Origin of the sequence: Bacillus sp. 2CMS4F, assembly GCF_023161785.1 — a bacterium.
Taxonomy (GTDB): Bacteria; Bacillota; Bacilli; order Bacillales; family Bacillaceae; genus Bacillus; species Bacillus halotolerans.
This window is the reverse complement of sequence record NZ_JALNTO010000005.1, coordinates 170,316-195,863: the sequence shown is the minus strand read 5'-3', so window position 1 is coordinate 195,863 and position 25,548 is coordinate 170,316. Positions and strand designations below refer to the sequence as shown.

Sequence of the window (25,548 nt, the reverse complement as noted above, 5' to 3'; positions counted from 1 at the left end):
TTTTTATCAAGAAACAAAAAAAGAAAGCAGCAAAGATATGCCGCTTTCTTTTTCTATTAAGATTCAATTTTAAATTTTTTCGTAATGTCTTGAAGTTCTTCCGCCATGTTCGCCAATGTTTCAGCTGAAGAGCTGATTTCCTCCATAGACGCAAGCTGCTCTTCCGCCGAAGCTGCGATATCTTGAATGCCTGCTGAGCCTTCTTTCGCTACTGCGGAAATCTCCTCAACCGCACTTGATACTTCCTGTGATCCGACTGACAGCTGTTCAACCGTCGCATTCAGATTTTGCAATTCACCGGATATTTGCGATGTCATCTCATAGATTTGCTTAAAGCTTTCAGCTGTTTGATCTGTAATTTGCAAACCTTCTTTTACTTCATGATTCACGGATTGGAACATAGAGAGCGACGTGCTGATTTCTCTGACAATCTCTTGAATTAATCCTTCAATTTCCTTCGCAGAACTTGCAGATTGCACAGCAAGTTTTCTGACCTCTTCCGCTACAACAGAGAAGCCTCTGCCGTATTCTCCGGCTCTGGCTGCCTCAATTGCTGCATTTAAAGCCAACAAGTTCGTTTGATCGGCAATGCCATTGATTACATTTAAGATGCTGGTAATGTCCTGAGATTTTGTTTCAAGGCCTTTGACGACGGCTTCAGCTTTTTGAACGGATTCATCGATTGTCTTCATTTGGCCGACTGTGTGCTCTACCAGTTTTTCTCCGCTTCCGGCTGCTTCAGAGGACTGGATTGAAGACTTCGTAATGGTTGATGAAGCCTGAGCCACTTTTGATATGCCGTGGTTCATTTGAGAAAGATGATCTGAGCTTGTTTCCAATTTCTCGCTTTGCGCCTCGTTGCCATTTGAAAACTGTTCGATTGCCAGCGTAATGTGTTCAGTCGCCTTACTCGTTTGGGCTGCACTTGCCGTCAGTTCTTCAGAAGATGATGCCACATTTTCTACAGACGTTTGAATAACACCGATGACAGAACGCAATGATTCAGACATCTCGTTAAAGCTTTCTCCTAGCTGGCCAAACTCATTTTTCGACTGAATATCAATGACTTCCGTTAAATCTCCGCTGCTGATTTTCGCAGATGTTGACACCAGTTTTCTTAACGGTTTGGTGATGGCGCGTATAATAAAGAGAATGAGTATGCCGCCGATCACAATTGACACGCATAGAATGATAACGGCAGTGTTCAGTACCGGACTTGAAGCATCTTGCAATTCACTGACAAAGTACGTACCCGCGATTTTCCACCCTGTCAGTTTATTTGTCGCAAATGCCATTTTCTTTTCTTTGCCTTCGAAGGTATATTCAAATGAGCCGTCTGCTTTTGAATATACCTCTTTTATCCAGTCGCCGGATCCAGTTGTTCCTGGCTTAATCGTCGGATGGGCGATATATTTTTTGTTGCCTGTTGTAATAAATGCAAAGCCGTTTTTACCGATTTTTATTCTCTGTGAAGCTGTCAGCACTTCATCCAGATTTAAATCAAGCGCTATGACCCCTGAGCCATCTTTTAATTGTTTGGAAATCGTAACAACGATATCTCCTGTCGCTTCGTCAGTATACGGCTCTGAGAATACAGCCTGTCCTTTTTTCGCAACGGCTTGTTTGTACCAGTCACGTTCTGTCGGATCGAAACCTTTAGGAACGCCGCTTTCCGGATATTTGTAAAGCTTTTTATTTTCTGAAGCCGCATAGATTGCTCCTACATCGGCATTTAGTGTTGTGTACTGCTTAAATTTTTCATTCAGTAAGGTTTTGTTTTTGCCTTGTAATATGTCCTTATCAATCGTCTCGCTGTAATAATCAATTGCTTTTGCTTTATTTTTCAATTTGTTTTCAAGTGTGCTGTTGAGTTCTTCAACGTTTCCTATTGCACTATTCGTAAGTTCCCTGTCCAGTGCGTTCCAAGCTGATTGATAACTGAAATATGCTAATACCCCAATCGGCAAAATGAGCACTGTCAGAAACGCAGCGATAAGCGGTTTGCTGATTGATGGCTGTTTGATCCAATGTATGAATTTTCCCATTCTCGATAATTCCTCCTTTAAGCTAAAAATAATATCGTCAAGCTAGGATAAAAGCTTTAATAAAAAAACTAAAAAAACACCCAAGCACAGAAACTTGGGTGTTTTGACTCATTATTCGATTTTGAATCGTTTTGTCATATCGCGAAGCTCTTCAGCCATGCTTGAAAGTGTTTCTGCTGATGAGCTGATTTCTTCCATAGAAGCAAGCTGTTCTTCGGCTGATGCCGCGATATCTTGAATGTGGGCTGAGCTTTCTTTTGAAATCGATGCAATATGCTCAGACGCTCCCGATACCTCTTCAGAGCTGGCAGAAAGCTGCTGAACCGTCGCACTCATGTTTTGCAGTTCTCCGGCTATCTGGTTTGTCATTTCAGAGATTCGTTTAAAGCTTGTCTCTGTTTGATCTGTGATGTCAAGGCCTGTTTGCACCTCTTGGTTCACAGACTGGAACATACCGAGAGATGTGTTGATTTCTTTCACGATTTCAATGATGAGCGCTTCAATCTCTTTAGCTGAATCAGCGGACTGTACAGCCAGTTTTCTGACCTCTTCCGCTACGACGGAGAAGCCGCGCCCGTATTCACCTGCGCGCGCCGCTTCAATGGCAGCGTTTAGTGCAAGCAGGTTCGTCTGGTCAGCAATACCGTTAATCACGCGCAGAATGTTTGTGATGTCTTTTGATTTGGTTTCCAATCCGCGAACAACTTGTTCCGCTTCTTTCACGGACTTGTCTATCACGTTCATTTGGCCGACAGTCTGATGAACAAGCTGTCCGCCCGCACTCGCGATTTCTGTCGATTGAACAGATGAATCTGTAATGACTTCAGAAGCTTGAGCCATATTCGTCAATCCGTCATTCATCTGATAAATATGCTCTGCCGCTGTTTCGATGTTTTCATTTTGTTTTTCATTGCCGTTTGAAAATTGTTCAATCGCCAATGTGATATGCTCGGTCGCCTTGCTTGTTTGCGCGGCAGATGCCGTCAATTCCTCGGAGGAAGCGGCAACATTGTCTACCGAATCCTGAATGGCGTGTATGAGAGAGCGAAGTGAAGACGCCATATTGTTAAAGCTTTTGCCCAGTTCGCCCAGTTCATCTTTTGAACGGATATCAATCGTTTCCGTTAAATCTCCCTCACTGATCCGCTTAGATGAACCGACAAGCTGTTTCAGCGGCGTCGTGATTGATCGAATAACCAATGTCATCACGATGATACCGACGAGAATGGCTGCAATCAGGACAATTAATGCGAGGTGAAGCACAGGCTTAGCCGCATCATGAATCTCGTCCAGATACATCGTTCCGCCTATCTTCCATCCCGTTAGCTTGTTCGTATCAAAGGCCATTTTTTTCTTATCGCCGTTCATGCTGTATTGAAAATCGCCTTTATCGGCAGACAGCATCTGTTCAAGCCAGTCGCCTTTCAATTCGGTACCTGAAGTCTCGTCAGGATGCGCAACGACCTTTTTGTCTTTCGTCATAATAAAAGCATAGCCTTCTGTGCCGATGTTCACTTGTTTCGTCGTTTTCAGCAGGTTATCGATCGTCATGTTGATTGCGATAACGCCTGATCCGTCTTTTGTCTGCTGGGCAATTGTCACAACCATTGTGTTCGTAGATGCTGTTTTGTATGGATCTGTTATGACGGCTTTGCCGTTATTGGCAACCGCTTTTTTGTACCAGTCCCGTTCAACGGGATTATAATCGCTTGGCATCGGCAAATCCGGATAACGGGTAAAGCGCCCGTCTTTGTCACTCGTATAAATGGATTCCACGTCTTTATTGATTTTAATATATTGTGAGAATTTCTCTTCAATGCTGGCATTGCTCTTTGCTTTATATTTCTTTTGTGTCAGCCATTCACTGAAGTATTCGGCGCTGTTTTCTTTTTCTCCGATGCTGGTGTTAATGATTTCGTTTAGCTGCTGTACGTTTTCTAGGGCGCTTCCCATCATCTGTCTGTCGAGCGAGCTGCTGGCAGACCCATAAGCAATCGCCGCTACTATGGCAACCGGTATGATGAGAATCGATAGAAAGGAAACAAGAAGCTTCCGTGTAATTGATCTCTGTTTGATAAGTTGGAGTATTTTTTTCATCTGTTCATTTCTCCTTTTTTATGCTACCCTTCATATCGGCTGAAAATGGGTAAATATATACATTAAAAAAGAAGAAATTCAAGAAAAATAACTAAATCCCTATTAAAAATTAGTGATTTAGACCTATTAATCATCCAATTTAAATCGTTTTGTCAAATCCCGCAGCTCTTCAGACATTTTTTCAAGCGTCTGCGCCGATGAGCTGATTTCGCCCATGGAGGCAAGCTGCTCCTCGGCTGAAGCGGCGATATCTTGAATGCCGTCTGAACTTTCTTTAGAAATAGCGGCGATATCTATAGAAGCAGCGGAAATTTCCTGAGACCCTGCCGACAGCTGTTCAACCGTCGCATTCATGTTTTGCAGTTCTGCGGCAATTTGATTTGTCATTTTTGATATATGTTTAAAGCTTTGTTTTGTTTCGTCTGTCATGACCAGACCTGTTTCCACTTCTTTATTCACGGATTGAAGAACGTTTAATGATGTATGGATTTCTTTTACGATTTCACTGATCAGCGATTCAATTTCCTTTGCTGAATCTGCCGACTGTACCGCAAGTTTTCTCACTTCTTCAGCGACTACAGAAAAGCCTCGTCCGTACTCTCCTGCTCTGGCCGCTTCAATGGCGGCATTTAATGCTAAAAGATTGGTTTGATCCGCGATGCCGTTGATAACACGTAAAATATTTGTGATATCCTTTGATTTGATTTCCAGGCCTTTGACCACTTTCTCCGCTTCTTTCACAGAATGATCAATCGTATTCATTTGGCCGGCTGTTCTCTGAACGAGTGTTTCCCCTGCGCTTGACACTTCGGTGGAGTCTGCAGAGGTTTCTGTAATGACTGCCGCTGTCTGGGCCAGCTCTGCCAGTCCGTCGTTCATTTCGTTAATTTGTTCTGTTGTCGTCTCGATTCTGTCGCTCTGGTTTTCGCTTCCGTTTGAAAATTGTTCGATCGCCATTGTAATGTGTTCAGTGGCCTTGCTTGTCTGATCTGCGGAAGCTGTCAGCTCTTCTGACGATGAGGCGACATGTTCTACAGATTCTTTGATTCCGCAGATCAGCGAGCGGAGAGAGTGCGCCATATTGTTGAAGCTTTGGCTCAGAACCCCGAGTTCGTCTTTTGATTTGATTTCTATCGTTTCTGTTAAATCGCCTTTGCTGATTTTTTCAGCTGACGCAACGATGCTTTTTAAAGGCCTTGTAATCGACCGGATGACAAAATAAATCGCCGTTATTCCGGCTGCAATGGCAATGGCCAGAACAACTGATGCCATAACAAGAACCCTGCTTGCGGCATCATGAATCTCGTTGGCATACATCGTGCCGCTGATTTTCCAGCCTGTTGTTTCGCTTGTGGCGAACGCCATTTTCTTCTTCTTTCCTTTGTACGTATATTCAAAGTCGCCGCTTTTGTCTTTGTAAAGTTTGTCTATCCACTCCCCTTCTAACTGCGTTCCCGCTTTTTCACCGGAGTAGGCGATGATTTTTTTATTTTGGCTGAGGATAAAGGCATGGCCTTCTTTACCAATACTGATTTCTTTTGCTGTTGCCACAAGGTCATCGATTTTCATATCCATGGCGACAACGCCTGATCCGTCCTTTGTCTGGCGCGCAATGGTGACAACCATTTTTCCTGATGAAATGGATTCGTAAGGTTCGGTGACAATTGTCTTTCCTTTATTAGCCATGGCTTCTGTGTACCAGTCACGTTCTAAAGCATTAAAGTCACTCGGCATGTCTGCGTGCGGATAGCGTGTGAATGTCCCGTCTTTGCTGCTTGAAAACACCGCAGCGACATTGTCATTCATTTGAATAAATTGTTTAAATTCTTGTTTGAGCTCCGTTTTTTTCTTGTCTTTCAACTTGTCTGCTGTCGCCCAATCGCTGAAAAACGCGAGGCTTTTTTCAGTCGTTTTGATTTTGCCATCAATAATGTTATCTAATATTTGAACGTTTTCCTTTGCGCTTTGCGTCATCTGTATGTCAAGAGATGCAACGGCTGATTGATAAGCGCTTACCGATAGTGACGTAATCGGGACAATTAAGATCAGCAGGAAAGAAATAATGAGTCTCCTGGCAATTGATGATCTGCGAATGGTGGTGAGTGTTTTTTTCATTCCTCTTGAACCTTCTTTCAATAATTTACAAATGATATCGGCATATATTCCTTTATCTTACATTGAAAATGAAGGAAAAAATGAAAAATAGTTCAAAACTCACCGTTTTAGACAGGTCTTTTATATTATTTCTCATACAAAAAACAGCGCTTCATAAGCGCTGTTTTTTGCTCTTATTCAATTTTAAATTTCTTTGTCAGATCACGGAGCTCTTCTGCCATCTGCGCCAGGGTCGTGGCTGATGAACTGATTTCTTCCATAGAAGCAAGCTGCTCCTCGGCCGATGCAGCAATGTCTTGAATGCTTGCCGAGCTTTCTCTTGAAACATCGGCAATTCCGCTCACTGCTGCCGATACATGCTCTGAACGGCCTGACAGCTGTTCTACGGTTGTATTCATCGTCTGCAATTTGTCTGCAATCTCATTTGTCATGCTGAAAATACTTTGGAAGCTTTCCTTTGTATTGTCTGTGACAACTAGCCCTGATTGCACTTCTTGATTAACGGCTTTAAACATGTGAAGAGAAGTTTCGATTTCTGCAACGATTTCCTGGATCAGATTCTCGATTTCTTTAGATGAATCTGCAGATTGAACGGCCAGCTTACGCACTTCCTCCGCTACAACAGAGAAGCCTCGTCCAGATTCCCCGGCCCGCGCCGCTTCAATGGCTGCATTTAATGCCAGCAGGTTTGTTTGATCAGCAATCCCATTGATGACTCGTAAAATACTCGTGATATCTTTTGATTTTTCTTCTAACCCTTTCACCACTGCTTCAGCCTGCTGAACCGACTCATTAATTGAATTCATCTGCCCGACTGTCTGCTGGACATACTTCTCGCCTGTACCCGCGATTTCCGTTGATTGGATAGACGCTTTCGTAATGTCTGATGATGTTTGTGAGACTTGCTGGAGCCCTTCATTCATCATGTTCAGCTGATGAGAGCTGGACTCCACTTTTTCGCTTTGCTCTTCGTTTCCGTTTGAGAACTGCTCAATTGCCATTGTAATATGCTCCGTCGCCTTGCTCGTTTGCCCGGCGGATGCAGTCAGCTGTTCGGATGATGCGGCAACATTATTAACCGAGTCTTGAATGGCGCTGATAAGCGAACGCAAGGATTGTCCCATTTCGTTGAAGCTTTCGCCAAGCTCGCCCAGTTCATCTTTCGAACGGATCTCGATGGTTTCTGTCAGATCCCCGCTGCTGATCATTTTTGATGATTGAACCAGACGTTTTAACGGTTTTGTGATTGAACCAACGATAAACAGGATTAACATTCCGCCTGCCAGTATTGAAGCAATCAGCACGATCATGCCTGTTGTCAGGACAGATTTTGAGGAATCCTTGATTTCACTCATATACATGGTGCCGGCAATTTTCCAGCCAGTCAGTTGATTTGTCGTATATGTCATCTTTTTATCTTCATGATTCAGGGTATACTGCAGCTCGCCGCTGTCCTTCTCATACATTTTGGCAACCCAGTCGCCAGACAGCTTTTCACCAGCCTTATGGTTTTGATAGGCGACATATGTTTTGTTTTTCGTCGCGATGAAAACATAGCCTTCTTTTCCGACTTTAATTTGTTTCATCTGTTCTAACAGTTTATCAATTGTGATATCCATGGCGACGACGCCTGAACCATCCTTCAATTCCTGAGCAATGGTAATGACCATGCTTCCGTCGCTGGCTGCCACATAAGGATCGGTCACTACGATTTCACCGCCGGCTTTCATTGCATCCTGGTACCAAGAGCGTTTTCTCGGATCGTAGCCATCCGGCAATTTTTCTTTCGGTGCCTGTACATATGTGCCGTTTTCTGCCCCTCCGTAAATTCTGGCTACATCTTGGTTAATGGAAACATATTGCGAAAACTTGGCCTTAAGCTCTTCTTGTTTGGATTTTCCTTTAAATGCGGAGCTTTTCAGTGATTCGCTGAAAAAGCTGACGCCTTTCGCTTTTGCTCCTAAATCATTTGTAACTGTTGTATTAAATGAATCGACACTATTTTTTGCATTTCCCATGATTTCCTGATCCAGTTTTCCGCTTGCTGAGCGATAAGAACTGAATTCCAATATAAGAATCGGAATGATTAAAATCACAACAAATGAAATCATTAGTTTTCTAGAAATAGACGGTTTTGTCAGCCAATTGATAAAAGTCTTCATATCCAGCTTCTCCTTCAGGTTTGATACAGTATATATCGGCTGCTTTAAAAAGTTTTTAAAATAGAAGAAATTTCCTCCCTGACATTTCTCTGGCTTTTTAGCTTTCATTGCCCAAGCCTTGTGCATAGTTTATAAAAAACAAGGGGGGCTTAAGATGATTATTGTATCCGGACAATGGCTCCGTCCCCAAGACATTGAAAACTGGCAAATTGACAAAAACCTGAATCCGCTGCTAAAAGAAATGATTGATACACCCGTTCAGTTTGATTATCATTCGATCGCTGAACTGATGTTTGAGCTTCATTTGCGCATGAATATCGTTGAATCGGCAAAAGCGCTGCATAAAAGCGGGGCGAAGTTCGCCACCTTTGTAAAAACATACGGGAATACAGCGTATTGGCGGGTTTCACCGGAAGGGGCTCTGGAGCTTAAGTATAAAATGCCGCCTTCAAAGGCGATTCGGGATATTGCAGAAAACGGCCCGTTTTACGCATTTGAATGCGCGACGGCAATCGTTGTGATTTATTACTTAGCATTGCTTAAAACCATCGGAGAAGAAAAATTCGACGCAGCCTTTGACAGAATTATTTTATATGACTGGCATTATGAGAAATTGCCGATATATACGGAAACGGGACATCACTTTTTCCTTGGAGACTGTTTGTATTTTAAAAATCCTGAATTTGATCCGCAGAAAGCGCAGTGGAGAGGCGAAAATGTGATTTTATTAGAAAAGGACAAATATTTTGCTCACGGCCTGGGAATTTTAAACGCTCAGCAAATTATTGATAAGCTGAATTCTTTCAGACGAAAAGGAGCCGTACAGTCAGCTTATCTCCTTTCACAAGCAACCAGGCTTGATATTCCGTCTCTCTATCCCATCACCCGCTAAAAACCCCACCGTCTATTTTGGGGACGATGGGGTTTCAAATGCTTTTCGTTTTCGATAGAAAGGGGCTGTGCCGACATACTGGTTCGCAGCCCATTCCATTTTTTCAAGGTCATTTCTCGTCACGATGGGATCTTGGCTGCTCCACTTGATAAACCGGACAAAATAATACCCTTTGATGGGAGCCATTGTAACTTTTGAATGAGGCCAGTCTTCAAATACAAACTCAATTTCCCCTTTCTTTTTATAAGAATATTGAAGAATGTTCATCGTCTGTCACCTCTGTTAGTTACGTTACGATTGGCAAAGCTCAGCTATCAGCGTTTTCACGTCAGAGGGCCCATTGAGCAATCCGACTGATTGCCCTGCCCACAGAGACATGTGACCGGAATCTTTGGCTGCGGCGGCATGTTTTCTCATCGGTTTTGTTAACGTGTTTTGCAATGGATAAGGAAGTGTATTTGCCTCTTCAGCTTGTTGCTCTTTCATCCATTGGTTGACTATACCCCTTGCAGGCTTTCCCGAAAACAATGCGGTAAGACGCGTGTCTGTTCCATGCGCTTCTTTTAATTCCTGTCTGTACGTTTCAGAGGCTTCGCTTTCCTCACACATAAGAAATGGAGTCCCGACCTGTACACCTTGCGCTCCGAGACAGTGAGCCGCTTGGACGCCGCGGCGGTCTGCAATTCCGCCCGCCGCAATCACGGGTACTGAAACAGCGTCTGCGGCTTGGGGAACCAGTGACATTAAGCCAATAGAAGACTCTCCGCTGACCGGCAGAAAAGAACCGCGGTGGCCGCCTGCTTCACTGCCTTGCAGCACGATGATATCCATTCCGCGCTCTTCCAGCAGGACGGCTTCTTGCGGCGAAGTAGCCGTTCCGATAAGACAGCAGCCATTTTTCTTTAATAAATGAATGCTTTCATCAGGCGGAATGCCGAACGTAAATGAACAGGCTCTTACATTGTATGTAAGAATCAGATTTATTTTTTGATGAAAATCCTCCCACTCTTCCTCCTCTAAAGGAAAAGCAGCCGCCTGTTCCGCAAACGGAATGTTCTGTTTCCATGTGTGAACCGTTTTATCGTCCGGTGTCTTCCTTTTTTCCGGCACAAACACATTTACCTGAAAAGCGCTGCTGGTCAATTCCTGCATCTCGATGATTTGTTCTTCAAGCGTACCTGGACTGAGATATCCGGAAGCGAGACTTCCGAGCGCGCCTTCATTCGACACAGCGGCTGCCAGTCGGGGTGTGACCAGGCCGCCTGCCATCGGCGCCTGAATGACAGGCTTTGATAATGATAGTGCTTTCATCCATTGAGTCATAGAAGCACCTCCTGTTATTCCATGATTTTGATATGGCAAGTTCGATGACGCGGGCCGTCAAATTCGCAGAAATAAATACCTTGCCACGTCCCGAGAATGAGACGCCCGTTTTCAATGATGACATGCTGTGAAGCGCCTACCGTACTGGACTTCATATGTGCAGCTGTATTGCCTTCCATATGGCGGTCCAGCTCATGGTCCCATGGATACATCTCATCAAATCTTCGGAGCATATCTCTTTTTACATCGGGATCGGCATTTTCATTAATTGTAATGCCCGCCGTCGTATGCGGACAGTAAATCAGCGCTGCCCCGCTTGCCACTCCTGTTTCTTGAAGAAACGCTTCCACCTCGTGAGTGATTTCAACCATTTCATCTCTTTTGTTTGTTTTGATTTGCAGAGTTTTCAGCATTTGTTTCTCCTTTCAATTCCCCTTCTCTTTGCATATTCGTTCTGTGTTCTTTTTTTCCTGTTAAACCAGGCTCATAAACCTGAAGAAAACAAAAACTCCAGCTTTTTTCTGGAGTTTTATTGCCATAGGTATACTCTGGCTTCATAAGGTTTTAACAGCAATGATGTCGTATGCTTGTGCGGTTCTGTTTCCATATTCGACAATAGGAGTTTGTCAGAAGATAACGGCAATGCGGGATATCTGCAGAACGCCGGCGCACCCGTCAGATTTGCCACAATGAGCGCAGTTTGGCTCTCATTTTTGCGAAGGTATGCAAAGATTTGCTGATCTTCCGGCAAAATCAGCTCGTATTGGCCATAAATAAATACATCATATGTTTGGCGGAGTTTGATCAAGCTTTTATAAAAGTGATAGACAGATGTGTTATCGTTTATTTGCGCCTCGGCGTTCAGCCATGTGTAATTGTCATTTACCCCAATCCATGGCTTGGCATCAGAAAACCCAGCGTGACAAGAAGCATTCCATTGCATTGGTGTTCGTGAATTGTCTCTACCCTTTTTCCAGACAATCTTCATTACTTCCTCGTGAGAAGCGCCTTTTGCGGTCTCTATGTCATACAGCCGCTTCATCGCGACATCATCATAATCCTCAATGGAAGGAAACGCCACATTGGTCATGCCGATTTCCTGTCCCTGGTAAATAAACGGCGTGCCTTTCATCAGAAAATAAACAGCGGCGAGCGCTTTTGCACTTTCCTTTAAGGAATTCCCGTCGTTTCCCCATACAGAAACAGAACGGGGCTGATCATGGTTTTCCATAAACAAAGCGTTCCAGCCGATTCCCTCCAAACGGTTCTGCCACTCTGTTAAAATCCGTTTGAAAGCAGCGATATCGATGCTTTCATTGATCTCTATATCCCACAGACCGAGATGTTCAAATTGAAAAATCATGCTGAAAATGCCGGATTCCTCCCCCGCCCACTCAGCCGCCTCCTTTGCCGCGACACCGTTTGCCTCTCCGACCGTCATGATCGGATAGCGGGAAAATGTGTTTTCCTTCAGCTCTGTTAAAAAATCCAATATGCCCTCAGCATTCATATGATAAGGAAAAGAAGGAACATAGGACAGCCCTTTCGGATTCGGCAGATCAGGCAGCCCTTCTTTTTTCTTAATATGAGAAATGGCATCCACCCGAAATCCGTCTATGCCTTTATTGAGCCACCAATTGACCATGTCATAAACGGCGTTTCTTACCTCTTGATTTTCCCAGTTCAGGTCTGGCTGCTTTTTATCAAAAAGGTGGAGATAATACTGGCTTGTCTGCTGATCATACTGCCAAGCCGATCCTCCGAAAATGCTTTCCCAATTGTTTGGCTCTTTTCCGTCTTTCCCGTCCTTCCAAATATACCAGTCGCGTTTTTGGGATTGTAAAGATGCACGTGATTCAATGAACCATGGATGTTCATCACTTGTATGATTCACGACAAGATCCATAATGAGCTTCATGCCAAGCTCATGAATATCATGAAGCAGCTGATCGAAATCTGCCATTGTGCCGAAATCGCTCAATATGTTTTTGTAATCTCTTATATCATAGCCGTTATCCGCATTGGGTGAGTCGTACAAAGGACAAATCCAAATCACATCGGCACCAAGTTCTTTTATGTACGGAAGCTTGGACCTGATTCCTTGAATATCCCCGATTCCATCGCTGTTTGAATCCTTGAAGCTGCGGGGATAAATTTGGTAGACCACCGCTTCCTTCCACCAAGCCTTTTTCATATAGCCACTCCTTCCTGCGTGTGCGGTTTTTATATCTTATGTAGAAAAAGGCCTTTGAAGCATTCATTTTTTCAGAAAAAAAGCCTCTTGCCGATGACAGGAGACTGATCAATTTTTCAGAAGCCTTTGCTCCTGATTTTCTTTGAGCTCAAAAAAACAGCCGCGATCCAGCCCGGCTGTTTTTGATTAAAACTCTGTTTTTTTGATTTCGACAAATCGAATGTGATGGTCTTCAGCGTCGAGGATTTTAAACTCGCAGCCCTCCGCCTGTATCACATCTCCTGCTTCCAGCTCCATTTTTTGCGTCAGAAGCCAGCCTGCAATCGTATCAATTTCTTCATTCTCAATGGCAATATCGAGCAGGTCGTTCACTTCATCTATTAGCGCTTTGCCATCCATCACATAATGGTGCTCGCCTTTTTTCAAAATATGGGGCGTTTCATCCTGATCATATTCATCACGGATTTCTCCGACAATTTCTTCGATAATATCCTCGACAGTTACAAGCCCCGCCGTTCCCCCGTATTCATCTACGAGAATGGCCATATGAATCCGTTCCTTCTGCATGCGGATTAAAAGCTGCTGGACCGGAATGCTTTCAATGACCCTGATGACAGGTCTCATAATTTGCTTCAGCTTAATCGGCTGGCCGAGAAAATACGCTTTAAACATATCTTTGCTGTTGATAATCCCTAAAATATGATCCTTATCTTCTTTGATGACAGGATACCGTGTATACCGTTCGTTAATGATGAGATGAATCGCTTCTTCAAGCGACTGCTCCAGAGAGATGACAGCGATTTCTGTTCGCGGAATCATAATTTCTCTCGCCACGCGGTTGTCGAATTCAAAAATCTTATTCACATAGCGAAATTCGGACTGGTTGATTTCTCCCTTTTCATAGCTTTCTGAAAGGATCAGCCTCAGTTCCTCCTCGCTGATGACAACCTCATGCTCCTTGACTGAATGAAAGCCAAACAATTTCACAAGAAAACTTGCAGAGCCGTTCAATGCTTTAATAAACGGATATGTGATTTTATAAAACCAGATCAGCGGCTTTGCAATCCATAAACTGACAGCTTCAGCCTTTTGAATGGAAACCGTTTTCGGAGCAAGCTCACCCATTACCACATGCAAAAAAGTGACGATGATAAATGCAATTACAAATGTGACAATGTGGTTAAACGGTTCCGGTATTCCTGCTGCTGTAAATAAGGGATGAAGAATGCGTTCAAATGTCGGTTCACCAAGCCATCCAAGGCCGAGGGCTGTAATTGTAATCCCGAGCTGGCAGGCTGATAAATACTCGTCAAGATTGGAGATGATTTTATGTGCGGCAAGCGCCCGGCTGTCTCCGCTTTCGATGAGCTGATTGATTTTTGAACCTCTGATTTTGACGATTGCAAATTCGGCTGCAACGAAAACAGCCGTAATGCCAATCAAAACAAAAATGGCGATCAATTGTAATATAAGCAAAAAAAGCCCTTACCATAAATGGTAAGGGGCCACCTCCTTAACGTTAATTCTCATTACGACCGTTTAAGAAGATCATCACAAAGCGAAGAAGTTCAAACAGGGAAACCAGGGCGGCGGCCACATACGTTAAGGCGGCGGCGCTCAGCACTTTATTTACCCCATTCTCTTCATTGTTTCGGATGAATCCTTCTGACACAATAATTTGCTTCGCACGTGAACTTGCATTGAATTCGACAGGCAGTGTGATCAGCTGGAAAAAGACAGCGGCTGAAAACAGAATGATGCCAAGCCCGATCAAATTCAGGCTGCCGAGAAGCATGCCTCCTAAGAAAAGCAAAGGAGCTACACCGGATGCAAAATTCACGACTGGGAAGATTTTATGTCTCAGCACAAGCGCACCATATGACTCCTGATGCTGCAAGGCATGTCCGACTTCATGGGAAGCTACGGAGATGGCGGAAATTGAGCGGCCATAATAGACCGGCTCAGATAACCGCACCACCCGTCTTGTCGGGTCGTAATGGTCTGTTAAAGCGCCTCTTACCGGTTCGACCGGCACGTCGTAAAGACCGTTTATATCTAGAATCCGTCTTGCCGTTTCTGCCCCTGTTCGACCGCTTGAGGCTTCCACTTTTGAATATTTTTCAAAGTTGCTCTTTACTTTAAATTGTGCCCAAAACGACAATCCCAATGCGGCTATTGTTAAAAATATAAACAGCATGTTTCATCATCCTTTTTTAAAGATCGTATGTTTCTTTATTACGATTATTTTAATGAGTTTTCTTTCTCGTGTACAGAAAAGCGCTTCTTCTTCCGTCTAGGCGCACACATTCCGATAAGCAAAAGGAACAAGCCGGCCGAAAACAAATAAAAAGAAAAGCCTCCAATCAGCTCTTTTAAAAAATGATGCCATGAGAAGCTATCGGAGAAGTGATTATACGAATTCAAGTCGAAAATAAACAAAATCACTGCGGATGCCGCAAGCTGCGTACCGATCAAAACCACGACGGTTCTTTGAATGATCGTCATCTGTTCCATCCTTTTTTCGCCTATTTGTTTTAGTTTATGGAGAAATCCGGTTTTATATGTTTTGTTCATTTTTTGAAAAACAATGCCGGAAGTGGGACATACTGTTATAAAAAGAGCACGGGTGTGATGAACATGAAAGTGACGAGCGAGGAAAAGGAACAGCTGAGTACAGCGATTGACCGGATGAATGAAGGGCTGGACGTATTTATCCAGTTTTATAATGAATCCGAAATCGACGAACCGCTCATTCAGCTGGAAGACGATACAGCTGATCTCATGAAGCAGGCCCGCGACCTGTACGGTCAGGAAAAGTTAAATGAGAAGCTGAATACGATTATTAAACAGATTTTATCTATTTCATTATCTGAAGAAGGGGAAAAAGAATGAAGTCAAACCGGATCTTTATTTCTTGGCTGAGATGGCCGTTATTTATCCGAATCGGGCTGATCATTCTTTTTCTGATTCTTTTGTTCGGGCAAATCATTTATTTACTTGAGCCCGAGCAGTTTACTTCCGTCTTCGAAGGTATTTGGTGGGCCGTGGTTACCATCTCAACAGTGGGCTACGGAGACTATGTGCCGCACACGCCGCTTGGTCAAGCAGCCGGAATGCTGCTGATATTCATCGGCGCAAGCTTTGTCACTGCTTACTTTGCCACCTTATCCGCTGCCGCTTTCAGCAAACAGCACCGCTACATAGAGGGAAAGGTCGCTTACAAAGGACGGGGCCATGTGATTATTATCGGCTGGAATGAAAAATCAAATCGCCTTTTGAGAGAGCTTCAGCTGGCGGCGCCCTCCAAGACAGTCGTTCTGATTGATGAATCGTTAAAAGAAGGGCCGCTCATTGAAAATGTCCATTTCATACGCGGACACGCCGCTGATGATGAAACGCTGAAACGAGCCAATATTACTGAGGCGGACACAGTTATGGTCACTGCCGACCAATATAAAAGTGAAGCGGAAGCGGATATGCTGTCGGTGCTGATTCTGTTATCAGTCAAAGGATTGAATCCGCTGGCATACTGTATTGTCGAAATTCTGACAGACCGCTTTGTCACCAATGCAGAACGGGCGGGCGCTAATAAAATTATCGGGACGTCTCAGCTCTTAAGCCGCGTGATGCTGGAACATTACCGGGTCAAATTGCAGCTGTCTAAACCGCAAAGCTTAATCGAACTGACATTAGATAAAAAAGTGCGGCTGATTTCGGTTCCTTCTGAACTGCATGGTGCCGCTTATAAAACATGCGTCCTCTATTTTCTTGATCACAACACCACTATTATCGGCATACAAAAAGAGGAAGGGCCTATGATTACCCCTCCTCTTTCATATCAAGTGCTTGAAACGGATCAGTTCCTTGCGCTTTAACCCAACAAAACATCCTCCAGCTCTTTGACAAGGGAGGCGCCGATATCCAAATACGCCGGATCAATCTCTGCGTCCCGTCTCTCGGGCTCAGAAAATTGATTAAACAGCGATTGAAACGGCCCTCCTTCAGCATGATCATCAAGGCCTGCCTGGAACACCTGCCTCAGCATAAACGGAGTTCCGATACGGACAGCTGCCCCGCGTTCATCCAGACTGCCTTGTATGGCATTGACGGGAATTCTTAAAAATAAATATCCGTCTCTATCATCAATTTTATAATCAAAATAGCCGTGGTCGTACTCCCAGCCGCCGTTTATCACATAACCGAGCGGCTTCATGACTTGTTCCAGCTCTTGAAGCAAGAAAGGCTGTCCATCTATCGCGGAAGGTATCGTAATCATCAAACTGCCCCTTTTTTCGTTTATCCTGTCCCGCAGAACAAGACTTCATTCAGAGGCTTATTACATGGAAACCGTTTTTTCCTTTGCACGGCCAACCGAAAAGAAAGCGCATTCAATTAAGAAGTAAACAGTCATCGCTGCAGCAATCCCCGCCGCAGATTCCCATGAAACATAGACAACAGCTGTATAGAGTCCTAACTTTGTTAAAAGGGTGTGAGATCGCTTCAATTTCAGAAAATGGTGCACCGCATCGGTAAAAATGGCAAGCGGCAGCCCGATCAGAAGAAAGGTGTGGATAAAAAAGTGTGAGAGTGTGCCGCCAAGGTTGGAAGAAAACTCTGTATTCACGGCATCAAAGGATATGAGAATAACTAAAACAGCTGCAGAAAAACCCGCAATGATGAGATGTTTGACCATTTGTTTCATGAACATCAGCACCTTTCTGATTTTATAAAAAGCCGACCGGCAAATGCCAGTCAGCTTTCTTACATTAATCTTCGAGACGTTTTTCAAGCTCAGCTTTTTTCTCTTCAAAGCCAGGTTTGCCAAGCAATGCAAACATATTGACTTTATATGCTTCTACTCCAGGCTGGTCAAAAGGATTGACGCCGAGGAGATAACCGCTCATCGCGCAGGCTTTTTCGAAGAAATAAACAAGGTATCCAAAAGTATATGCATTCAGCTCAGGAATGTTGACGATTAAGTTCGGAACATTTCCGTCTGTATGAGCCAGCATTGTACCTTGGAATGCTTTTTTATTAACGAAGTCTACAGTTTTTCCGGCTAAATAGTTTAAGCCGTCAAGATCGTTATCCGCTTCTTCGATTGTCAGCTCGTGTTTAGGTTTTTCGACATTCAGCACCGTTTCGAACAAGTCTCTGCGGCCTTCCTGTACGTACTGTCCTAATGAGTGAAGGTCTGTTGAATAGTTGGCAGAAGAAGGATAAATGCCCTTCTCGTCTTTGCCTTCACTTTCGCCGAACAGCTGCTTCCACCACTCTGCAAAATATTGAAGCGCCGGCTCATAGTTGATAAGCATTTCAATCGTTTTGCCTTTATTGTAAAGCACATTGCGAACGACCGCATACTGGTATGCAGGGTTATCTTCCAATTCTGATGTGGCAAAATCCTTGCTCGCATCAAATGCGCCTTTCATCATGTCGTCAATGTTGACGCCGCTGACAGCAATCGGCAGGAGACCAACAGCTGTTAAGACAGAATAACGGCCGCCGACATCATCAGGAATGACAAATGATTCGAAGCCTTCTTCGTTAGAAAGTGTTTTTAACGCGCCGCGCTCTTTATCAGTTGTCGCGTAAATCCGCGCTTTCGCTTCTTCCTTGCCGTATTTCTCTTCAAGAAGCTTGCGGAAAATACGGAAAGCGATTGCAGGTTCAGTTGTTGTACCTGATTTAGAGATGACGTTAATGGAGAAGTCAACATCTTCGAGAAGATCCATGACATCTCTCATATAAGATGAACTGATGTTGTTTCCGATGAAAATGACTTGCGGATTGCCTCGTTTTGCTTTTGGCAGTGTATTGTAAAACGCGTGATTAAGCGCTTCAATCGCTGCCCGCGCACCGAGGTAAGAACCGCCGATACCGACAACAAGCAATACATCAGAGTCAGATTTGATTTTTTCCGCGCTTTTTTTAATGCGCGCAAATTCTTCTTTATCATAATGTTCAGGGAGGTCCACCCAGCCTAGAAAATCGCTGCCCGCTCCTGTTTTTTCATGAATATTATGGTGTGCTGTTTTTACAAAGTCGCGCAAATATGTAAGTTCATGTTCGTTGAAGAAAGTCAACGCTTTTGAGTAGTCAAAGCGTACATGCGTCATTGCTTGTCCCTCCATAACGGTATAATGTTTTCATCTTTCACTTTATATGAACTTATCTGTGAAATCAAGTCAAGAAGAAAGGACGGAATGACTGCATTCCGTCCTTAAAAATCAGAGTGACGCACGAAGGATGGCAAGTACGTCATCTTTGTTCAGTTTTTGGAAGTTGCCGAAGCCGCCATGCTCCATTTCTTTGGCTGCGATATCAGCAATCAGTTCCAGTTTTTCCTCTCCGATATCATAGTCGGATAAACGGGAAGGCGCACCCAGACTTGTCCAGAACGCAGACAGCTTGTCGATTCCTTCAAGCACGATTTCTTTATCCGTTTTGCCTTCTGTATCAATGTCAAACATATTGAGCATAAGGTTTTTAAAGCGGCCGACATTTGTATCAAGCGTGTATCTCATCCAGTTCGGGAACAGGATCGCGAGTCCGCCGGCATGCGGAATATCGTAAACAGCTGATACGGCATGCTCCATAGTGTGAGAAGCCCAGTCGCCGAAGTAGCCCATTTGAAGCGTGCCATTCAGAGCGATTGTGCCAGCATATAAAATCGTTTCACGATGTTTGTAATTTTCCAGATCCTCCAATAGTTTTGGAGCTGTTTCGATTACCGTCTGCAGAACGGCAAAGCACATTCTGTCTTGCAGCGGTGTGTTTTCGACATTATGGAAGTATTGTTCAAACACGTGGCTCATCATGTCAACCATACCGTAAACCGTTTGATTTTCAGGCACTGTAAACGTATTTTCAGGGTCTAAAATCGAGAACCGCGGATGAGTTACATTGCTTCCCCATACAAATTTCTCGTTTGTTTCCCAGTTTGTAATCACAGAGTCAGGGTTCATTTCAGAACCTGTAGCAGCAAGGGTTAGAACGGTACCGAACGGCAGTGCATCTTCGGCTGTTACTTTCTTGCTGAAAATATCCCAAGCGTCCCCGTCGTATTTTACTCCCGCAGCGATCGCTTTTGTGCAGTCAATTACACTTCCGCCGCCCACAGCAAGCAGAAAATCAATATTATGCTGTCTGCATAGGTCAATGCCTTTTTCCACAGTTGCAAGACGCGGGTTCGGCTCTACCCCTGGCAGTTCATAGACAGCGGCGCTTTCTTCTTTTAATATGCCTGTTACCTGGTCATAAAGGCCATTACGTTTAATGCTTCCGCCTCCGTAGACAAGCAGAACATTTTTACCGTATTGCTTTAATTCTTTTCTTAATTGTTCAAGCTGGCCTTTTCCGAAGATCAGCTTCGTCGGGTTATAATAAGTGAAATTTTCCATTGTAAAACCTCCAAATATTGCTGTATCAAAAAACAGATTAACAATTGTAACATAAGTCCAAAGAAAAAGGGAAGCAGCCGGATCGGCTATTTCCCCTTTTTGTTATAGAGATGCTTTTAAAATAGCGAGTACATCTTCTTTGTTAAGTGATTTAAACTGGCCGAACGTACCGTTGGCCATTGCCTTGTCGGCAATTGTGTCGAGCTGTTCGTCATTTATATCGTAGTCAGCCAGACGGTTTGGAGCGCCTAGGCTTGTCCAGAAAGCAGACAGCTTGTCGATGCCTTCCAGCGCAATTTCCTCATCTGATTTTCCAGCTTCTTCAACATCAAACACACGCACCGCAAGCTGCTTCATGCGGGCCGGGTTTTCTGATAATGTATGTCTCATCCAGTTCGGGAAGAGAATCGCAAGTCCGCCGGCATGCGGAATATCGTAAACGGCTGAAACGGCATGTTCGATATTATGAGTTGCCCAATCCCCTCTTGCACCCATTGACAGCATACCGTTTAAAGCGATTGTCCCTGTGTAAAGAATCGTTTCACGCAGTTCGTAATTTTCAAGATCATTGATCAGCTTAGGCGCTGTTTCGATGACTGTGCGTAAAAGAGATTCGCACATGCGATCCTGGTAAGGTGTGTTTGATACATGGTGGAAGTATTGTTCAAACACGTGGCTCATCATATCAACCATTCCGTAGATCGTGTGGTTTTTAGGAACAGTAAATGTGTTCACTGGGTCCAAAATGGAGAATTTAGGGAACACGAGCGGGCTGCCCCAGCCATATTTCTCTTTTGTTTCCCAGTTGGTAATAACTGAACCTGCGTTCATTTCAGAACCAGTTGCGGCGAGAGTCAATACAGTTCCGAACGGCAAAGCTTCCTTCGGCTGGTGTTTTTTCGTTACGATATCCCACGGATCACCATCATACTTTGCCCCCGCAGCAATCGCCTTTGTACAGTCGATGACACTTCCGCCGCCGACAGCCAATAAGAAATCAATGTTGTTTTCTTTGCAGATCGCAACACCTTTATTAACAGTCGACACACGCGGATTCGGCTCTACGCCTGCTAATTCATGCACCGTGACACCGGCTTTATTCAGCTGTTCAATTACTTGATCATAAAGGCCGCTGCGTTTAATGCTTCCGCCTCCGTAGACTAACAATACATTTTTTCCGTAAGGTTTCAGTTCCTCCGGGAGTTTTTCAACTTCTCCGCGGCCGAAAATTAATTTCGTCGGATTCCAATATGTAAAGTTTTGCATGACATCTCCTCCTTAGATTTTCATTATGCAGAATGCCTGCGCTCCATGTAAAGCAATCAGCTCTTTCCGTTTTCAGCGTATCGGGCAGTTTTCATTTGCAAGATGCTGGGAAAGGAACAGATACAAGCTGAGTTTGGGCCGTTTCGTCCGGCTACTCTCAATATGGAGAATGCATGTATAGATTCTCCAATTTGTCACAATCTATAACTGTTTTAATAATTCATGGAGGAGGTTGCAAAACATGAGTACAATTCAGAGAATTTGCCTTGTATTAACGATCATTGGCGCTATTAACTGGGGACTGATCGGATTTTTCCAATTTGATTTAGTAGCGGCCATCTTCGGCGGCCAAGGGTCAGCTCTTTCCCGTATTATTTACGGTCTTGTCGGAATCGCCGGTTTAATCAACCTCGGTCTGCTGTTTAAACCAAACGAGGAAAGATCACGTGAAGAGGCAGCAAATCCTGAAATGCGATAGGATAAAAAAAGCACCGAACATTCCTGTCCGGTGCTTTTTTGATGCTTATTTTTTGATAAGGTCTTTACGGTTGGACATTTCGATCCACTCTTCAAGCTTATCTTTTAATGTGTTGAAACCTTGTGGTGCAGAAGCTTCTTCGCTTACTTGCGCAGCTTTAGGTTTTCTTGGTTTGCTTTCTTTTTTCTCAGGCGCAGCTTGTGTCGCACGAATAGAAAGGCTGATTTTTCCTTTTTCTTCGTCAACAGCTAGTACTTTTACTTGTACTTCGTCGCCAACTGAAAGGTGCTCGTTGATGTCTTTTACGAAACCGTGAGTCACTTCAGAAATGTGTACTAAACCTTGAGTTTCTTCATCTAATGCAACAAACGCACCATACGCTTGTAATCCTGTAACTTTACCAGTGTAAACACTGCCCACTTCAAATTTTGCTGCCATTCATAACAACTCCTAAGTTAAATTAAATATCTGTTTATACGCAATTTAAAATTATATCATACATGTTTCATTTCCGCAAAGAAAACTTTTTTATATGATATCACGTTTAAGCATATCAAAAAGAGGGTATACTGCAAATACCAAAGGCTTTCTAGTATTCCCCCTTTTATTGGATGCGAACAAAAGGTTCGTATCTTTTTTTATGTTGTTTTGTGTAAGAAGCGCTTCATTCTGACCAATGCTTCTTGCAGCTGTTCAATTGATGTCGCATATGAACAGCGGATATATCCTTCCCCGCTCGGCCCAAACACATTACCGGGAACAACGGCTACTTTTTCCTGCATCAGGAGCTCCTCGGCAAACTGTTCTGAGCTCATCCCAGTGCTTTTGATGGATGGGAAAGCATAGAAAGCACCGCTCGGATGGTGGCAGCTGAGACCGATTTCATTTAGCGTTTCGACAAACAAATTACGTCTTCTCCGGTAGCTCTTTTTCATCTTTTCTACGTCTTCTATTCCGTTTTTTAATCCTTCAAGCGCTGCATATTGCGCCATTGCAGGCGCGCACATCATCGCATACTGGTGGATTTTAAGCATCGCGTTGCGGATTTCTGAAGGCGCCGCGGCGAAGCCGAGTCTCCAGCCTGTCATGGCAAACGCCTTTGAAAATCCCGAAATGACAACCGTCCGCTCTTTCATCCCCGGGAATGCTGCTATGCTTGTAAATTCCTCATCGTATGTCAGTTCCGCGTAAATCTCGTCGCTCAGTACGATCAAATTATGTGTTTTGGCAAACTCAGCAATTTCATGTAACTCTTTCTTTGAGTAAACCGAGCCGGTCGGATTCGAAGGCGAACAAATGAGAATGGCCTTTGTTTTTTCGGTCACTGCCGCTTCAAAATCCTCAGCAGTTGCTTTAAAACCTTTATCAGCCGTCGTATGGACATGAACAGGGACACCGCCTGTCAAAGACACAAGCGATTCATACGCCACAAAACACGGCTCAGGAATAATCACTTCCTCACCGGGATTTACAATGGCGCGGATCGCAATATCCAAAGCCTGACTCGCCCCTACCGTCACAATCAGTTCTTCGTCAGGAGAGTATGCAAGCCCAAACCGGCTGCTGACATAACGGCTAATTTCCTCCCGCAATGAGTATAAACCTGCATTAGCGGTATATGACGTATACCCTTGTTCAAGGGAAAGAATGCTTGCTTCACGGACATTCCAAGCCGTTACAAAGTCAGGTTCTCCAACCCCTAAAGAAATAACACCTTCCATCGTTGCCGCCAAATCAAAGAATCTGCGGATACCGGATGGTTTTATTTGTTGTACATAATCGGATAAATAAGAAGTCATTTACGGTGACACCACGATTCTTTTGTCGTCGTCTCCCGTTTCAAATACTTTGCCGTCATGCTTGTATTTTTTCAGGATAAAATGTGTTGTCGTAGACACAACTGAATCAAGAGTTGACAGTTTATCAGATACGAAACGCGCAACATCAGACATTGAATTGCCCCGGATCACGACAGACAGGTCGTATACGCCCGACATCAGGTAGACTGATTCTACCTCCTGGAATCGGTAAATCCGCTCCGCCACTTCGTCAAAACCGACTCCGCGCTTCGGAGTGACTTTAACATCAATCATGGCTGTTACGCCTTCATGGCCGTCCACCTTCCGCCAGTCGATCATAGCGGAATAATCGATGATAACCTTTTCTTTTTCCAATTTGTCAATGATCGCTTTTACTTCATTTACAGGGATACCGGCCATCTTTGCGATTGTTTCTAGGTCGGCGCGGCTGTTTTCGTCTAAAATTTCTAATATTTCTGTTTCTTTCTCAGTCAATTTCATTCAATTCACACCTTTGCAATGTCAAGAAATCTCATGACATTATATCACGTTTTTTGACGAATGCTAAGAAAAAACGAAGAGAAACTTCCGCTAGAACTGACAATTTCAGGGCATAATACAGGACATCCTATGAAGGGAGTGACGGCAAAATGGAGGCGGTTACACCAATAAGGCGTGTTAAAGTCGGAGGAGTACATGTATATTATGAGCACTATCAAAACCCGGGCAAACAAACAATTGTCTGCGTACACGGGTTTTTATCTTCTGCTTTCAGCTTCAGAAAATTAATCCCCTTGCTTCGGGACCAGTATGACATCATCGCGCTCGATTTGCCTCCTTTCGGCCAATCAGAAAAATCAAGGACATTTATATATACCTATCAAAACCTCGCCATGCTTATCATCGGACTCCTGGAGCACTTGCAAGTCAAACAGGCGGCGCTTGTCGGGCATTCGATGGGAGGACAGATATCGCTGTCGGCTGCTCTATTAAAGCCTGAACTCATCTCGAAGATTGTGCTTCTTTGCAGTTCAGGTTATTTAAAACGCTCGCACCCGACGATTATCTTCGGGACTCACCTCCCATATTTTCATCTTTATATAAAACGCTGGCTTTCCAAAGAAGGCGTGATCAAAAACTTATTAAATGTCGTCCACAACAAATCGCTGATTGACGAGGCGATGATTGACGGCTACGGCAAACCTTTTCAAGATGAACAGATTTTCAAAGCAATGACAAGGTTCATCCGGCACAGAGAAGGAGATTTACAGTCTGAGGAATTGAAAAAGATCAACAAACCCGCTTTATTGATTTGGGGCGAGGAAGACAAGGTGGTTCCGTTGAAAATCGGCGAACGCCTGCACCGGGACCTGCCGGATTCCAAACTGTATTCATTGCGGGAAACAGGGCATTTGGTGCCGGAGGAACGCCCTGAATTCGTTTCCGAACGAATTGCAGAGTTTATCACAGAATAAAAAAACCGGTTTGTATACCGGTTTTTTCAAGGCGTGCAAGAGCTGCTGTCTTTAATGAACAGCAGCTGGCCAGCCACATTCCGGCAGCTGTCGATCGGAAGTGTTTGTTCAAAAGAAGCTTCGAAAATATGCTGTATGCTTTTCGCTAACACTTCAGGATCGTCTTCATCATAGACGGCCTGTACGACATCAACAGCCTCCGTGTCATAAAAATCTTCACCATATTTAAACGGGTCCCATTTGGCAATGACATTGATCATTTCCCTGACCGCTTGACTTTCTTCCATTTTCATCACCGC

Annotated in this window: 25 protein-coding genes and 1 pseudogene; 5 read left to right on the top strand and 21 right to left on the bottom strand. The window is 44.0% G+C overall.

Annotated features, from left to right (window positions below; all coding sequences use genetic code 11):
• Positions 1-56 precede the first annotated feature (56 nt).
• From MTN95_RS10330 to MTN95_RS10315, 5 genes and pseudogenes are all read right to left on the bottom strand, one after another.
• On the bottom strand, positions 57-2,045 hold the full coding sequence (locus MTN95_RS10330) for a methyl-accepting chemotaxis protein (protein WP_105991667.1): 1,989 nt from the start codon (positions 2,043-2,045) through the stop codon (positions 57-59).
• A 111-nt stretch (positions 2,046-2,156) separates the two neighbouring features.
• A complete protein-coding gene (locus MTN95_RS21655) occupies positions 2,157-3,107 on the bottom strand; it encodes a methyl-accepting chemotaxis protein (RefSeq protein ID WP_369810968.1) in 951 nt (316 codons plus the stop codon).
• Positions 3,102-3,998: pseudogene (locus MTN95_RS21650) on the bottom strand (cache domain-containing protein); the annotation flags it as partial. The pseudogene MTN95_RS21650 and the gene MTN95_RS21655, both read right to left, overlap by 6 nt.
• A gap of 270 nt (positions 3,999-4,268) precedes the next feature.
• Complete coding sequence (locus tag MTN95_RS10320) at positions 4,269-6,257, bottom strand: methyl-accepting chemotaxis protein (RefSeq protein ID WP_248338060.1); 1,989 nt, start codon at positions 6,255-6,257, stop codon at positions 4,269-4,271.
• Positions 6,258-6,430: 173 nt separating this feature from the next.
• On the bottom strand, positions 6,431-8,419 hold the full coding sequence (locus MTN95_RS10315; RefSeq protein ID WP_248338058.1) for a HAMP domain-containing methyl-accepting chemotaxis protein: 1,989 nt from the start codon (positions 8,417-8,419) through the stop codon (positions 6,431-6,433).
• Positions 8,420-8,573: 154 nt separating this feature from the next.
• Between MTN95_RS10315 and MTN95_RS10310 the strand changes: the two genes are divergently transcribed.
• Positions 8,574-9,311 (top strand): protein-glutamine gamma-glutamyltransferase, encoded by a 738-nt coding sequence (locus tag MTN95_RS10310; RefSeq protein WP_044158904.1) that lies wholly within the window; start codon positions 8,574-8,576, stop codon positions 9,309-9,311.
• A gap of 12 nt (positions 9,312-9,323) precedes the next feature.
• On the opposite strand, the gene MTN95_RS10305 is transcribed toward MTN95_RS10310, so the two are convergent.
• The 7 genes from MTN95_RS10305 to MTN95_RS10275 form a co-directional block, all read right to left on the bottom strand.
• Positions 9,324-9,578: a hypothetical protein gene (locus MTN95_RS10305; protein ID WP_248338056.1), complete on the bottom strand. Its 255-nt coding sequence runs from the start codon at positions 9,576-9,578 to the stop codon at positions 9,324-9,326.
• Positions 9,579-9,602: 24 nt separating this feature from the next.
• On the bottom strand, positions 9,603-10,634 hold the full coding sequence (locus MTN95_RS10300; protein ID WP_248338054.1) for a nitronate monooxygenase: 1,032 nt from the start codon (positions 10,632-10,634) through the stop codon (positions 9,603-9,605).
• A 14-nt stretch (positions 10,635-10,648) separates the two neighbouring features.
• The gene (locus tag MTN95_RS10295) at positions 10,649-11,047 is read right to left on the bottom strand and encodes a secondary thiamine-phosphate synthase enzyme YjbQ (RefSeq protein ID WP_095713960.1); all 399 of its coding nucleotides are present in this window, start codon (positions 11,045-11,047) and stop codon (positions 10,649-10,651) included.
• 116 nt (positions 11,048-11,163) lie between these two features.
• Positions 11,164-12,828 (bottom strand): glycoside hydrolase family 13 protein, encoded by a 1,665-nt coding sequence (locus tag MTN95_RS10290; protein ID WP_248338052.1) that lies wholly within the window; start codon positions 12,826-12,828, stop codon positions 11,164-11,166.
• A 186-nt stretch (positions 12,829-13,014) separates the two neighbouring features.
• Positions 13,015-14,304, bottom strand: coding sequence for a hemolysin family protein (locus MTN95_RS10285; protein WP_024122642.1), 1,290 nt, complete (start codon positions 14,302-14,304; stop codon positions 13,015-13,017).
• 43 nt (positions 14,305-14,347) lie between these two features.
• The gene (locus MTN95_RS10280; protein ID WP_024122643.1) at positions 14,348-15,025 is read right to left on the bottom strand and encodes a zinc metallopeptidase; all 678 of its coding nucleotides are present in this window, start codon (positions 15,023-15,025) and stop codon (positions 14,348-14,350) included.
• 44 nt (positions 15,026-15,069) lie between these two features.
• The gene (locus tag MTN95_RS10275; protein ID WP_059335356.1) at positions 15,070-15,333 is read right to left on the bottom strand and encodes a YuzI family membrane protein; all 264 of its coding nucleotides are present in this window, start codon (positions 15,331-15,333) and stop codon (positions 15,070-15,072) included.
• A 132-nt stretch (positions 15,334-15,465) separates the two neighbouring features.
• Between MTN95_RS10275 and MTN95_RS10270 the strand changes: the two genes are divergently transcribed.
• Positions 15,466-15,720 carry a protein mistic gene (locus MTN95_RS10270; RefSeq protein WP_024122645.1) on the top strand — a complete coding sequence of 85 codons (255 nt, stop codon included), beginning with the start codon at positions 15,466-15,468 and terminating at the stop codon, positions 15,718-15,720.
• Positions 15,717-16,703 carry a potassium channel family protein gene (locus MTN95_RS10265; protein ID WP_248338049.1) on the top strand — a complete coding sequence of 329 codons (987 nt, stop codon included), beginning with the start codon at positions 15,717-15,719 and terminating at the stop codon, positions 16,701-16,703. Before MTN95_RS10270 ends, MTN95_RS10265 begins: the two co-directional genes overlap by 4 nt.
• Here the strand turns inward: MTN95_RS10265 and MTN95_RS10260 are convergent.
• The 5 genes from MTN95_RS10260 to MTN95_RS10240 form a co-directional block, all read right to left on the bottom strand.
• A complete protein-coding gene (locus tag MTN95_RS10260; protein WP_024122647.1) occupies positions 16,700-17,104 on the bottom strand; it encodes a YugN-like family protein in 405 nt (134 codons plus the stop codon). The two genes, MTN95_RS10265 and MTN95_RS10260, sit on opposite strands and share 4 nt — an antisense overlap.
• A 60-nt stretch (positions 17,105-17,164) precedes the next feature.
• Positions 17,165-17,536, bottom strand: coding sequence for a hypothetical protein (locus MTN95_RS10255; protein ID WP_248338070.1), 372 nt, complete (start codon positions 17,534-17,536; stop codon positions 17,165-17,167).
• A gap of 58 nt (positions 17,537-17,594) precedes the next feature.
• A complete protein-coding gene (locus tag MTN95_RS10250) occupies positions 17,595-18,947 on the bottom strand; it encodes a glucose-6-phosphate isomerase (RefSeq protein ID WP_024122649.1) in 1,353 nt (450 codons plus the stop codon).
• Between the two features lie 111 nt (positions 18,948-19,058).
• Positions 19,059-20,231, bottom strand: a complete 1,173-nt coding sequence (locus tag MTN95_RS10245; RefSeq protein WP_248338047.1) for an iron-containing alcohol dehydrogenase — start codon at positions 20,229-20,231, stop codon at positions 19,059-19,061.
• A gap of 102 nt (positions 20,232-20,333) precedes the next feature.
• Positions 20,334-21,497: an iron-containing alcohol dehydrogenase gene (locus MTN95_RS10240; RefSeq protein ID WP_248338044.1), complete on the bottom strand. Its 1,164-nt coding sequence runs from the start codon at positions 21,495-21,497 to the stop codon at positions 20,334-20,336.
• A gap of 241 nt (positions 21,498-21,738) precedes the next feature.
• On the opposite strand from MTN95_RS10240, the gene MTN95_RS10235 reads away from it, so the two are divergent.
• Positions 21,739-21,975, top strand: a complete 237-nt coding sequence (locus tag MTN95_RS10235; RefSeq protein ID WP_003220771.1) for a DUF378 domain-containing protein — start codon at positions 21,739-21,741, stop codon at positions 21,973-21,975.
• Between the two features lie 45 nt (positions 21,976-22,020).
• Here the strand turns inward: MTN95_RS10235 and yugI are convergent, their stop codons facing one another.
• The 3 genes from yugI to MTN95_RS10220 all read right to left on the bottom strand — a co-directional run bounded on the left by yugI (position 22,021) and on the right by MTN95_RS10220 (position 24,275).
• On the bottom strand, positions 22,021-22,413 hold the full coding sequence (yugI, locus tag MTN95_RS10230; RefSeq protein ID WP_019259312.1) for a S1 domain-containing post-transcriptional regulator GSP13: 393 nt from the start codon (positions 22,411-22,413) through the stop codon (positions 22,021-22,023).
• 200 nt (positions 22,414-22,613) lie between these two features.
• Positions 22,614-23,774, bottom strand: coding sequence for an aminotransferase (locus tag MTN95_RS10225; RefSeq protein WP_248338042.1), 1,161 nt, complete (start codon positions 23,772-23,774; stop codon positions 22,614-22,616).
• On the bottom strand, positions 23,775-24,275 hold the full coding sequence (locus MTN95_RS10220) for an Lrp/AsnC family transcriptional regulator (protein WP_024122653.1): 501 nt from the start codon (positions 24,273-24,275) through the stop codon (positions 23,775-23,777).
• Positions 24,276-24,424: 149 nt separating this feature from the next.
• Here MTN95_RS10220 and MTN95_RS10215 point away from each other — a divergent pair, with 149 nt between their 5' ends.
• The gene (locus tag MTN95_RS10215) at positions 24,425-25,249 is read left to right on the top strand and encodes an alpha/beta fold hydrolase (RefSeq protein ID WP_248338040.1); all 825 of its coding nucleotides are present in this window, start codon (positions 24,425-24,427) and stop codon (positions 25,247-25,249) included.
• A 26-nt stretch (positions 25,250-25,275) separates the two neighbouring features.
• Here MTN95_RS10215 and MTN95_RS10210 read toward each other — a convergent pair whose 3' ends face one another.
• Complete coding sequence (locus tag MTN95_RS10210; protein WP_105955462.1) at positions 25,276-25,536, bottom strand: YugE family protein; 261 nt, start codon at positions 25,534-25,536, stop codon at positions 25,276-25,278.
• Positions 25,537-25,548 lie beyond the last annotated feature (12 nt).

Coding starts and splice junctions, on each gene's coding strand:
- MTN95_RS10215 (WP_248338040.1), top strand. CDS start 24,425: ATGGAGGCGGTTACACCAATAAGGCGTGTTAAAGTCGGAGGAGTACAT.
- MTN95_RS10320 (WP_248338060.1), bottom strand. CDS start 6,257: ATGAAAAAAACACTCACCACCATTCGCAGATCATCAATTGCCAGGAGA.
- MTN95_RS10330 (WP_105991667.1), bottom strand. CDS start 2,045: ATGGGAAAATTCATACATTGGATCAAACAGCCATCAATCAGCAAACCG.
- MTN95_RS10275 (WP_059335356.1), bottom strand. CDS start 15,333: ATGACGATCATTCAAAGAACCGTCGTGGTTTTGATCGGTACGCAGCTT.
- MTN95_RS10250 (WP_024122649.1), bottom strand. CDS start 18,947: ATGACGCATGTACGCTTTGACTACTCAAAAGCGTTGACTTTCTTCAAC.
- MTN95_RS10240 (WP_248338044.1), bottom strand. CDS start 21,497: ATGCAAAACTTTACATATTGGAATCCGACGAAATTAATTTTCGGCCGC.
- MTN95_RS10290 (WP_248338052.1), bottom strand. CDS start 12,828: ATGAAAAAGGCTTGGTGGAAGGAAGCGGTGGTCTACCAAATTTATCCC.
- MTN95_RS10315 (WP_248338058.1), bottom strand. CDS start 8,419: ATGAAGACTTTTATCAATTGGCTGACAAAACCGTCTATTTCTAGAAAA.
- MTN95_RS10265 (WP_248338049.1), top strand. CDS start 15,717: ATGAAGTCAAACCGGATCTTTATTTCTTGGCTGAGATGGCCGTTATTT.
- MTN95_RS10310 (WP_044158904.1), top strand. CDS start 8,574: ATGATTATTGTATCCGGACAATGGCTCCGTCCCCAAGACATTGAAAAC.
- MTN95_RS10225 (WP_248338042.1), bottom strand. CDS start 23,774: ATGACTTCTTATTTATCCGATTATGTACAACAAATAAAACCATCCGGT.
- MTN95_RS21655 (WP_369810968.1), bottom strand. CDS start 3,107: ATGGCGTCTTCACTTCGCTCTCTCATACACGCCATTCAGGATTCGGTA.
- MTN95_RS10245 (WP_248338047.1), bottom strand. CDS start 20,231: ATGGAAAATTTCACTTATTATAACCCGACGAAGCTGATCTTCGGAAAA.
- yugI (WP_019259312.1), bottom strand. CDS start 22,413: ATGGCAGCAAAATTTGAAGTGGGCAGTGTTTACACTGGTAAAGTTACA.
- MTN95_RS10260 (WP_024122647.1), bottom strand. CDS start 17,104: ATGATTACGATACCTTCCGCGATAGATGGACAGCCTTTCTTGCTTCAA.
- MTN95_RS10300 (WP_248338054.1), bottom strand. CDS start 10,634: ATGACTCAATGGATGAAAGCACTATCATTATCAAAGCCTGTCATTCAG.
- MTN95_RS10295 (WP_095713960.1), bottom strand. CDS start 11,047: ATGCTGAAAACTCTGCAAATCAAAACAAACAAAAGAGATGAAATGGTT.
- MTN95_RS10210 (WP_105955462.1), bottom strand. CDS start 25,536: ATGGAAGAAAGTCAAGCGGTCAGGGAAATGATCAATGTCATTGCCAAA.
- MTN95_RS10305 (WP_248338056.1), bottom strand. CDS start 9,578: ATGAACATTCTTCAATATTCTTATAAAAAGAAAGGGGAAATTGAGTTT.
- MTN95_RS10235 (WP_003220771.1), top strand. CDS start 21,739: ATGAGTACAATTCAGAGAATTTGCCTTGTATTAACGATCATTGGCGCT.
- MTN95_RS10280 (WP_024122643.1), bottom strand. CDS start 15,025: ATGCTGTTTATATTTTTAACAATAGCCGCATTGGGATTGTCGTTTTGG.
- MTN95_RS10270 (WP_024122645.1), top strand. CDS start 15,466: ATGAAAGTGACGAGCGAGGAAAAGGAACAGCTGAGTACAGCGATTGAC.
- MTN95_RS10255 (WP_248338070.1), bottom strand. CDS start 17,536: ATGTTCATGAAACAAATGGTCAAACATCTCATCATTGCGGGTTTTTCT.
- MTN95_RS10220 (WP_024122653.1), bottom strand. CDS start 24,275: ATGAAATTGACTGAGAAAGAAACAGAAATATTAGAAATTTTAGACGAA.